Origin of the sequence: Pseudomonas sp. 21615526, assembly GCF_013386245.1 — a bacterium.
Lineage (GTDB): Bacteria > Pseudomonadota > Gammaproteobacteria > Pseudomonadales > Pseudomonadaceae > Aquipseudomonas.
Genome location: NZ_JACAOM010000038.1, coordinates 1 through 10,527, shown reverse-complemented (window position 1 = coordinate 10,527; position 10,527 = coordinate 1). Strand labels below are relative to the sequence as shown.

9 protein-coding genes are annotated in these 10,527 nt (G+C 61.7%); 3 read left to right on the top strand and 6 right to left on the bottom strand.

Features of this window, described 5'->3' with window-relative positions; genetic code table 11:
- The 5 genes from HX786_RS32315 to HX786_RS13345 all read right to left on the bottom strand — a co-directional run.
- Positions 1–122: FGGY family carbohydrate kinase (locus tag HX786_RS32315; RefSeq protein WP_178912198.1), on the bottom strand; the 122-nt coding region annotated here is incomplete at its 3' end.
- Position 123: 1 nt separating this feature from the next.
- Positions 124–1,116: a LacI family DNA-binding transcriptional regulator gene (locus HX786_RS13360; protein WP_177009862.1), complete on the bottom strand. Its 993-nt coding sequence runs from the start codon at positions 1,114–1,116 to the stop codon at positions 124–126.
- Between the two features lie 21 nt (positions 1,117–1,137).
- Positions 1,138–2,079, bottom strand: coding sequence for an ABC transporter substrate-binding protein (locus HX786_RS13355; RefSeq protein ID WP_177023386.1), 942 nt, complete (start codon positions 2,077–2,079; stop codon positions 1,138–1,140).
- Positions 2,080–2,112: 33 nt separating this feature from the next.
- Positions 2,113–3,081, bottom strand: coding sequence for a ribose ABC transporter permease (locus HX786_RS13350; protein WP_102606448.1), 969 nt, complete (start codon positions 3,079–3,081; stop codon positions 2,113–2,115).
- A gap of 25 nt (positions 3,082–3,106) precedes the next feature.
- Entirely contained in the window at positions 3,107–4,639 is a 1,533-nt protein-coding gene (locus tag HX786_RS13345; protein ID WP_178912197.1) for a sugar ABC transporter ATP-binding protein, read from the bottom strand.
- Between the two features lie 409 nt (positions 4,640–5,048).
- Here HX786_RS13345 and HX786_RS13340 point away from each other — a divergent pair, with 409 nt between their 5' ends.
- The 3 genes from HX786_RS13340 to HX786_RS13330 are packed head-to-tail and all read left to right on the top strand — an operon-like array spanning position 5,049 to position 8,050.
- A complete protein-coding gene (locus tag HX786_RS13340; protein WP_087692323.1) occupies positions 5,049–6,404 on the top strand; it encodes a HAMP domain-containing sensor histidine kinase in 1,356 nt (451 codons plus the stop codon).
- On the top strand, positions 6,389–6,772 hold the full coding sequence (locus HX786_RS13335; RefSeq protein ID WP_008430409.1) for a response regulator: 384 nt from the start codon (positions 6,389–6,391) through the stop codon (positions 6,770–6,772). The genes HX786_RS13340 and HX786_RS13335 overlap by 16 nt, the downstream gene beginning before the upstream one ends.
- A gap of 9 nt (positions 6,773–6,781) precedes the next feature.
- Positions 6,782–8,050, top strand: coding sequence for an EAL domain-containing response regulator (locus tag HX786_RS13330; RefSeq protein ID WP_178912196.1), 1,269 nt, complete (start codon positions 6,782–6,784; stop codon positions 8,048–8,050).
- Here HX786_RS13330 and HX786_RS32310 read toward each other — a convergent pair.
- Entirely contained in the window at positions 8,031–8,666 is a 636-nt protein-coding gene (locus HX786_RS32310; RefSeq protein ID WP_371132487.1) for a methyl-accepting chemotaxis protein, read from the bottom strand. The genes HX786_RS13330 and HX786_RS32310 overlap by 20 nt on opposite strands.
- Positions 8,667–10,527 lie beyond the last annotated feature (1,861 nt).

The following is a 10,527-nucleotide window of genomic DNA, read 5'->3' as shown; positions in this document are numbered from 1 at the left end:
TGCGGGCGCGAGACCGTCAGCCGCGCGCCCGCATGGGCGAGGACGTTGCCTTGCTGGTCCATCAGGATCGCCTTGAGTTCCGAAGTGCCGAGATCAATGCCAAGGGAAACCGCGTTGTTCATATCAGGGGCAGCCGCATGAGTTACGAATCTTCAGGGTGGGCGCGAGCCGCACGCTGTGTGTTTTACGCTTGGGCGACGCCATGCGCTCAAGCAGCAGGTTGACCGCCCGGGCGCCGAGTTCCTGGACCGGCTGTGCGATCAGGGTCAGGCGTGGCACGAAGAAATCCGCCCAGTCAAAATCATCGAAGCCCACCAGGGCCATCTGCCCGGGCACGTCGATATTCGCATCACGCAAGGCGTGCATCGCACCCAGGGTCATCAGGTTGTTGCCCGCCATGATTGCCGTGGGCGGTGTTGCCAGGGCCAATAACTGCGCGGTCGCTTGCCGTGCCGGCTCGCTGCTGGAGCCGCCGTTGACCAGCAACTGCGGGTCAAACACCAACCCTGCCGCCTGCAACGCGGCTTGATAGCCGGCCACTCGTTCATCGGAAGTGCCGAGCCCCGCGCGCCCGGAAATAAAGCCGATGCGCCGGTGGCCATGCTCGATCAAGTGCGCCACCAAAGCCTGGGTAGACAGGGTATTTTCCACCCCGACCTGATCGAAACGATCACACATCATCCGGTCCACCAACACCGCCGGCACTTGATTGGCCTGCAGGTATTCCAGGGCCAGCGAACCGGTAGACGGCGCCAGCAGAATGCCGTCCACCCGCCGATGGTGCAGCGCCGTGACCACACGCAGTTCCTGTTCGGGATCGTCGTGGGTATCGACAAACAACATCATGTAGCCGTGCTTGGCGCACTCGGTTTCAATCGCGTGCACCGTTTCACTGAAGTAGTGGTTGGACAGCGCCGAGATCGCCACGCCAATCGTATTGGTGGTGGACCGCGCCAGGGAACGCGCCAGCGTGTTGGGGATGTAGCCCACCTGCCGGATCGCGTCCTGCACCGCTTGCACCGTGTCCGGGCTGACCTTGCGGGTGCCGTTCAAGACGTGGGAAACCGTCGACGTCGACACCCCTGCAATTCTTGCCACATCCTCCATGGTTGCCACGGTGCTCACTCCTGGTTTCTTTTAATGTTTGCTGGACCAACCGCTGTAGGAACCGACGTTATCGCGGGTGATCAATTTTGGCGCCAGCAGGGTAACCGCTTCGGCGGGTTGTTTGTCATTGAGAATGTCATTGCCGACATTGACGGCGGTCTGGGCCATGGCCCATGGGTCCTGGCTGGCGGAGGCCTGGATCAGGGTGTCGGTCTTCAAGGCATTCTCGATGTCCGGCGCGCCGTCCACGGAGGTGATGATGATGCCGCTGCGTTTCAGTTGCTTGGCCGCCAGGTCGCTGCCGATGGCTTGCGGGTCGTTGATTGCGAACAGGCCGTCAATTTTCTGAAAGCGTGTCAGGTAGCCCTGCATCACGTTCAAGCCGCCTTCGCGGGAGCCCTTGCCGTCCTGGTCGTCCGACAGCACCTTGATCTCCGGGGCGCTGGCCAGCGCGGCTTTGCAGCCTTTGACCCGATCGGTCACGGCGGTGACCTGCGGGCCGTTCTGAATGATCACATTGCCCTTGCCCGACAGTTTGTCGACGATGAACTGGCAGGCGAGCTTGCCGGCCTCGACGTTGTCGGTCTGCACCGTGGCATTCACGCCCTTGGCGTCGACGTCCACGGCCACCACCACGATCCCGGCGTCGCGGGCTTTCTTGATCGCCGAGGCCATGGCCGACGGGTCGACGGCGTTGAGCAGGATCAGGTCGACCTTGGACGAGATGAAGTTGTCGATCTGCGAGAACTGCTTGCTCAGGTCATAGTCGGCCGACACCGAGGTGACTTTCACCGCCGGGTTCAGCTCCTTGGCCCGCGCCGTGGCACCGTCGGCCAAGGTCACGAAATACGGGTTGCCCAGGGACCCCATGCTGATGCCGATGGCTTTCAGTTCACGGGCTTGCACCGCCTGGGACATCAACACGGCAACGCCCAGGGAGGCGACAACAGGAAACATGCGTTTGAAGTTCATGATGACTCTCTTGTGATTGTTGTTTGAGTGAAATCAGGTCCGCGCACCGGACTGGCGATAGCGATCCAGCGCTACCGCGCCAATGATCACGATGCCCTTGATGATGTACTGCCAGATATCCGAGACGCCCAGCAGCACCAGGCCGTTGGTCAATACCGCGATGATCAGCGCACCAACCAGCGTGCCGCCGATGGTGCCGACGCCGCCGGTAAAGCTGGTGCCGCCGAGGATCACTGCGGCAATCGCATCCAGCTCATAGGATTGTCCCAGTTGCAGGCCATTGGCGGCGAACAGGCGTGACGCGCTCATCACCGCGCCCAACCCGGCCAACGCACCGGACATGGCATAGACGAACAGCAGGACCTTCCACACCTTGATCCCCGACAGCCGCGCCGCTTCCGGGTTGCCGCCCACGGAGTAGATTTGCACCCCCATCACCGTGCGCCGCAGGATGAACCACGACAGCGCAATCACGGCTACCGCGATGATCACCAGCCAAGGCACGCCCAGTACTGAGTCGTTGCCAATAAAGGCAAACGGCAAATCAGGGTTGAACACGGTCTTGTCGTCGGCCAACAGACGAGCCAAACCGCGCATGGCGGTCAGCGCGCCGAGGGTGACGATAAACGGCGGCAGGCGCATGAAGGCGATCAGGCCGCCGTTGACCAGGCCCAGCAACAGGCCGAAGCCAACCCCGGCGGCAATCCCGAACATGCCGAACTGCGGTGACATCGACGCTTGCAACGCAACCACAGCCGAAGCCGCAAGAATCGCTCCCACCGACAAGTCGATGCCCGCCGTGAGGATCACAAAGGTCATCCCCGCCGCCAGCACCACGTTGACCGACGCCTGCTGGGTGATGATCGACAGGTTCTGCACCGTCATGAAGTTTTCGCTGGCCAGGGCAAAACCCACCAGCAGCAGCACCAGCACCGGCAACATGCCCACCGTGCGCATCAGTTCGCGAATACGCTCAGCCTTGCCGATCGTTGCCACAGTCATGGTGTTGCTCCCGCTTGTCGTTGAATTAGCCATGGGCGGCCACCTGTTCGCTGCCGGTGGCGAGGTCGATGATCGCCTCCTGGGAAATATCCAGCCCCGATGCCCCGCCCACTTCGGCCACCAGTTGCCCTTCGCGCATGATCAGCACGCGGTCGCAGGTGCCGATGATTTCCGGCAGTTCGCTGGAGATCACCACGATGCCTACGCCGGCCTTGGCCAACTGGTTGATGATGCGGTAGATCTCGGATTTGGAGCCGATGTCCACGCCACGGGTGGGTTCGTCGAGGATCAGTACGTGGGGCTTGACCTCCAGCAGTCGGGCCAGCAGCACCTTCTGCTGATTGCCGCCGGACAAGCTGCCGACATTGACCTTGCCCGAGGCCACGCGGATCGACAGGGACTTGATCGCATCGCGTGAGCGTTGTGCCGCGTGGCCACGGTTGAGCACACCGCCGGCGTGGGCATCCGGCACACAGGCACAAACGTTGATGTTGTCGGCCACGCTCATGTCGAGAAACAGACCCTGGGCCTTGCGGTCCTCGGTGAGGTAGACGACACCGGCACGAATCGCATCCGCCGGGTTGCGCAGTTGGGTCACGGTTTTGCCGACCACCTCAAGGGTGCCGGAGGTACGCGGGTCGGCCGCAAAAATCAGCCGCGCCAGCTCGGTACGGCCTGCGCCTACCAAGCCGGCAATTCCCAGCACTTCACCGGCGTGCAGGTCAAAGCTGCAGTTGCGCACGCGCTTGCCGTCGGCCATGTCACGCACGCGCATCACCACCTGGCCGGGGTCGTAGGCCGCATGTTCCTTCTTGTAGAAACCTGACAGGTCGCGGCCCACCATCATTTTCACCAGCACTTCGGCCGACAGCACGTCCCGCGCCAGTTCGCCGACGTACTCGCCGTCCCGCAGCACCGAGACCCGGTCCGACAGCTCGTAGATTTCCGCCATGCGATGGCTGATGTAGATGATCGCCAGGCCCTGGCTGCGCAGCTGTTTGATCAGCGCGAACAGGCGGTCGGTCTCCCGGGAGGACAGCGGCGTGGTGGGCTCGTCCATCACCAGGATTTTTGCGTGGGCATGCAAGGCCCGGGCGATTTCCACCAGTTGGCGCTCGGCGATGGACAGGCTGGCGACGCGGGTGGTGGGCAGGAACTCCGCACCGAGCCTTGCCAGCACCTCGGCCACCCCGGCTTCCATGCCCTTGCGGTCGATGGTCCAGCCACGGCGCAGTTCACGGCCCAGGTAAATGTTCTCGGCCACCGTGAGGTTCGGACACAGGCTCAGTTCCTGGTAGATCACGGCAATGCCGAGGGCTTTGGCGGAGGCTGGGTTGTAGCTGGCGACGGGCTGGCCATCGATGCGGATGGTGCCGCCATCATCGGCCTGGTAGGCACCGGAGAGGATCTTCATCAAGGTCGATTTGCCGGCGCCGTTCTCACCCATCAAGGCGTGGATTTCACCGGGGTAGACCTTCAGGCTGACGTTCTTGAGCACCCGCAGACCGTTGAAGGTCTTGCTGATGCCCTGCATTTCAAGCAAGGGTTCAAGGCTCATGACTGAGCTCCTGGTTTTATTATTGTTGTGTTCGGGCGTTTGCCGATGGCAGTCATCGGCAGACCTGATTGCTGCCGACTCTAATCAGATACATTTGCTTACGCAAGCGCTTGCGTCAGCCGTTTATCGTTTGATTAAACGTTTCACCTGATGAATAAATGTTCACCCAGCGACCTGGAGTGACTAATTGCAGATAAAACCGCCGTTTTTCCACCTTCACCTATCCGATTGAGTGCTTTTCTAAAAATAACACCGCGTTTGGCCACTACGATCCCTGTCGGTTGCGGTTTATCTGCTATCGTCCAAAGACCTCATCTCCTCCTCATCGCGCCTGCGCGATCTTCTGTGAGCATGCTCTGCGGCGCCGCCTTTGGCAGCGTCGGGCCTGAAGTTCACGGAACACTGCACGATGGACAACTCTTCAGTCGACAGCCCGGCGGAGCCGCAATCCCGGGCTGAAAAAATCGTCGAATTCAAACGCCAGAAAACCCTGCTCAAGGCCGGCGCCTTGCAAGATGCGATCTTCAACAGCGCCTACTTCTCCAGCATCGCCACCGACGAAAAAGGCGTAATCCAGATTTTCAACGTCGGTGCCGAACGCATGCTTGGCTACGCCGCCGCCGATGTGCTGAACCGCGTCACACCGGCCGACATTTCCGACCCCGCCGAGCTGATCACCCGCGCCGCCGCCCTCAGCCTGGAACTGGACACACCGATCACGCCGGGCTTTGAGGCCCTGGTGTTCAAGGCCTCCCGGGGCATCGAAGACATTTACGAACTGACCTATATCCGCAAGGACAACAGTCGCCTGTCGGCCATGGTGTCGGTGACCGCCCTGCGCAACCGCAACGACGCGATCATCGGCTACCTACTGATCGGCACCGACAACACCGCGCGCAAGCAGGAAGAGGCGCAACGCAAAGGCTTTGAGCGCGCCCTGGAAGAGAAGAACCTGGAGCTGGAACACGCCAGCCACATGAAGTCCGAGTTCCTTGCCACCATGTCCCACGAGCTGCGCACGCCGCTGAATGCGGTGATCGGTTTTTCCGAGGCGCTCAAGGACGGCCTGGTGGGCGACATGAGCGATATCCAGCGCGAGTACATCGGCGATATCTTCACCAGCGGCCAGCACTTGCTGTCGCTGATCAACGACATCCTCGACCTGTCCAAGGTCGAGGCCGGCATGATGGACCTGGAACTGGAAGCCGTGGAGTTGGCCGGCCTGTTGGCCAACAGCCTGCTGATCGTGCGGGAAAAGGCCGCATTGCAGCGCATCCAGTTGAAACTCGAAAGCCCGGACGACTTCGGCGCGCTGGAACTGGACCTGCGCAAGACCAAGCAGATCATCTACAACCTGCTGGCCAATGCGGTGAAGTTCAGCGAGCACGGCGGCTCGGTGACGCTCTCGGTGCGCGAGGTGAATCGTGGGCAAGTGGGGCAGATTCCCGGCGACTGGCCCACCCACGGCTTTGCCCTGCAGCCCAGCGAACATCAACAGTTCCTGGAATTGAGCGTGAGCGACACCGGCATCGGGATCGCCCGGGACGACATGAGCAAGCTGTTCAAGGCCTTCAGCCAGATCGACAGCAGCCTGGCGCGCAAATTCGAAGGCACGGGCCTGGGCCTGGCGATGGTCAAGCAACTCACCGACCTGCACGGCGGCAGTGTCGCCGTGGCCAGCCGCGAAGGCGAAGGCGCGCGGTTTGTGGTGTGGCTGCCGCTGCACCGTGCCGCGGATGCGGAGGCCCCATGGCCGAAATCCTGATCGTCGAAGACAACGAGGCCAATATGCGCCTCGCCCGCCTGCTGCTGGTGAACGCCGGCCACAGCGTGTTGTGGGCCGCCGATGCCGAGACCGGGCTGACCCTGGCCCGGGAAAAACAACCGGCATTGATCCTGATGGACATCCAGTTGCCGGGCATGGACGGCCTGGCAGCCACGTCACTGCTCAAGCAGGACCCTCATACCGCGCACATCCCGGTGATCGCCCTGACGGCCATGGCCATGAAGGAAGACCGTGACAAGACCCTGCGGGCCGGCTGCGATGCCTACATCATCAAGCCCCTGCGCTACAAAGAGCTGTACCAGGTGATCGACACGCTGCTGCAAAAGAACATTACTCCCTCGACTTGAGTCCTCTCCATGGCCAGCCAACCCGCAACGCTGTTGATCGTTGATGATGAAATCCAGGTGCGCAAGCTGCTGGAAACCCTGCTGCGCCACGAGGGTTACCAGACCGTGAGCGCCGCCAGTGGTGAAGAAGCCTTGCAGTTGGTGGCGCAGCGGCCGCCGGACTTAATCCTGCTGGACATCATGATGCCGGGCATGGACGGCTATGAAGTGGCCAACCAGCTCAAGGGCAACCAGGCCACGGCGAACATTCCGATCATCATGCTTTCGGCATTGAGTGAGTCCAGCGCGCGGCTCAGTGGCCTGGAAACCGGTGCTGAAGAATTCATCAGCAAGCCGGTGGAGCGGGTCGAGTTGTGGCTACGGGTACGCAACCTGCTGCGGCTCAAGGCCCACGGCGATCGGTTGAAAAACCATAGCCAGTTGTTGGAGCAGCAACTTCAACACCACCAAAATGAGTCCTCGCGGTTGAATGTGCATGACCTGGCGCGCCTGGACCTGGAAAAAGCCCTGCGCCTGGCGGTCGAGCGCGAAGAATTCGTGCTGCATTACCAACCCAAGGTCGAACTGGCCAACGGTCAGGTGTGCGCCCTCGAGGCCCTGCTGCGCTGGGACCGGCCCGGTTACGATGCGGTGTCTCCAGCGGTCTTCATACCGATCCTGGAAAGCCAGGGCTTGATCGTCACGCTCGGGCGTTGGGTGATCGACAACGTGTGCCGCCAGATCGCAGCGTGGCAATCCGGCACGGTGGGCGCGGTGGAGGTATCGGTCAACGTTTCGGGGCATCAATTGATCGAGGGTGACCTGATTGCCGATATCGCCCAGTCCCTCGCCCAGGCCGGCGTGGAAGCGCATTGGCTGGAAGTTGAATTGACCGAAGGCTCGCTGATGGAGAACACCCAGCACACCATCGCCAGCTTGCAGCGCCTGCGGGCGATGGGGGTGAAGATCTCCATCGACGACTTCGGCACCGGCTATTCCAGCCTGGCCTACCTGCGGCGGTTCCCGATTGATACGCTGAAAATCGATATCGCGTTTATCCGCGAAGTCACCAGCAACCCGCAGGACGCGGCTATCACCCGCACCATCATCGAACTGGCCCACAGCCTGAAGCTGCGAGTGGTGGCCGAAGGCGTGGAAACCCAGGCGCAGCTGGAGTTTCTGCGGGAAGCCGGCTGCGATCAGATCCAGGGGTATCTGTTCAGCCGGCCTTTGCCGATGAAGGAGTTGGAGCGCCTGCTGCTGGATAAGCGCAGCCTGGTCAGGCCGCAGCCTCACTGACTTCGAACAACCCCACCAGCTTCTGCAACTTGTTGGCATTGACCCGCACGGTTTCCGCGCTGGTCTGCAACACCCCTACGGTCAGGCGCATTTGCTCCGAAGAGTGGCTGACCTGCTTGATGGTCTTGCCATAGTCGAGGCTGCGGGCGTTGAGCTGCTGGATGATGCTGAACATGCTCTCCACCGCCTGGTGCAGGTGCACGTTCTCCGAGGAGGCGTCCTCGGCCAGGCGCAGGCTGCTGTCGACGTTGGTCACGCCGTTTTCCATGAAGCCTACGGCCTTGCGGGTTTCGCCTTGCAGGCCCTCGACCATCTGGCGAATGTCTTCCGCTGCCTTGGAAGTGCGTGACGCCAGGGTGCGGACTTCGTCGGCCACCACCGCAAAACCGCGGCCATGCTCGCCCGCCCGCGCCGCTTCGATGGCCGCATTCAGGGCCAGCAGGTTGGTCTGGTTGGTGATGTCGCTGATCAACCCGGTGATGTTGCTGATCTGTGCCATGCGGCTGTCCAGCAGTTGCACGCTTTCCGAGGAGCGCTGCACCACATCGCGAATCGACTGGGTGCCGACCTGTACCGCGAGGAATTGCTCGCGGGCCCGGCTGACCACCTCGTCCATGGCCTGCTTCATTTGCTCGGCGCTCACCGAGGCTTGCTGGATTTCTCCCAGTTGCTCTTCAACGATGATCATCATGCGGTGGGTGGCGTCGGCCACTTCATGGGACATCAACCCGGCCGCCTCGCTGCGGCCGAGCATCAATTGGTTGGTGTTGCCAACGCTGTGGCTGGCCTTGACCACCTGGCCGACCACCGAATCCAGGCGGTCGATGAAGCTGTTGATCCAGCGGCTCATGTCGCCGGTTTCGTCGTTGACCATGCGCCCGCTGTCCAGGCGTTGGCGCAGGTTGCCCTCGCCTTCGGCAATGGTGCGGATGACCTCGGTCATTTCATTCAGGCGTGCGGCCAGGCGCCTGGGGCCCAGGCGGCTGAACAGCAAGGCCGCGACGACCATGCTCAGCACCTCGCACGCATCGGTCCAGGCGGCGGGCAAACCACTGTAGTGACGGACCAGGAAGTTGCAGGCAAACAGGCCGGCCATGGTCGCCAGATAGGGCTTCATCAAGCCGTGGCTCAGGGAGCGCCGGCGGTAGACCTCTTCCAGGTCGGCCTCGCACATCATGCCCCAGCGATCCGGCGAGCCCGGCAGTTCGAAGGTCACGCCCTTGCCCACCACCGGGATGTGACGGTAGTCGGAATAGCCGGGATAGGTGACAAACAGGTTCGAGCCCTTGCGGATGGTTTCCCGCACGCCGGGGTGCAGTTGTTGGGTGGCGGGGTCGATAAACCGCAATTCCAGTTCGGTATGGCGCTGGATCTGTACGGTTTTCCAGGGTGTGTGCACGCCGCTCTTGAGATTTTCACCGTGGGTGAAGGCGCCGTCCTCGAAGCGTGAGCGGGACAGCGCAATGCCCGGTTGCAGCGCCGGGTCGAAGCGCGATTGCACCATGAACAGGTAGTTATCGCCGGACTCGGGGAAGATATGCCCGGCCTCGCGCTGGATCAAATCCCCGAGTATGTCGTTGGGCACCCGACCGCAGAGGCAGCCGACCACCCTGCCCTCGCGGGTCAATGGTTGGTAGAACATCAGGGTTACTTCGTCATGGAAGCGCGAGGACGAAGGGCCGATCTGCAAGGTCAGCGGGTCGCTGTAGGGACCGTGGAGGAATGGCGCCTTGAGCCCGGCGGCCAGGGCTTGTTGATTGAGCGCGCGGTGACTGGCCTGGCTCCAGGTACTCGCCAGTAGTTCGCCCTTTGGGTCGACGATAAACAGCTCGGAGAAATCCCCGGCCTGGTGCAGTTTTTCCAGCAGCAGGCTGTTGTCGGTGAGCACGGAATCGCGGGCCAGTGTCGTGGCCAGTTCGTTGAGGTGTTCCCACTGTTCGCGGGTCCAGGTTTGCAGGAGTTTGACCCGGGTTTCGGCAATGGCCTCGAAGGTTTGCTCCATCACCGGGTACACCGCGCGGTTGAGGCGGCAGGACCAGCCCATGGCGAACTTGCCGGTCTTGCCCCACCAGGGCAGCCAGCTTTTCTCGGCGGAAGATAACTGCATCGTGCTGCTCGACAGGCTGCTCATGGCGGACTCCGGGAGTGATGTCTAATTGCCATATTTCAAGGCAATTAATGCGCCAATTAGCTAGCTTGCTATTGATTAGGCTGTTTGGCCTGCCATGCGGGTCAACGGGAGCGAGCTTCCTCGCTACAAAAAGCTGCATGCAATCAAGAGCATGCACCAGCGGGTGGCAGTGAGATCGCTTGTCGGGTGGGATGTCCCAGGGGGGCCGTGGTTTTCGAGATCGAATATCGGCGGAATTTTGGGGGCATATCCGTTATTTGGGTAACGGCGGCTTATGGTTTCGCTCTTACAGCGAGTCACTTTGCAAAAGCGGCCACGTAACCAAAGCCCTCTGCCCCGCCTGTCG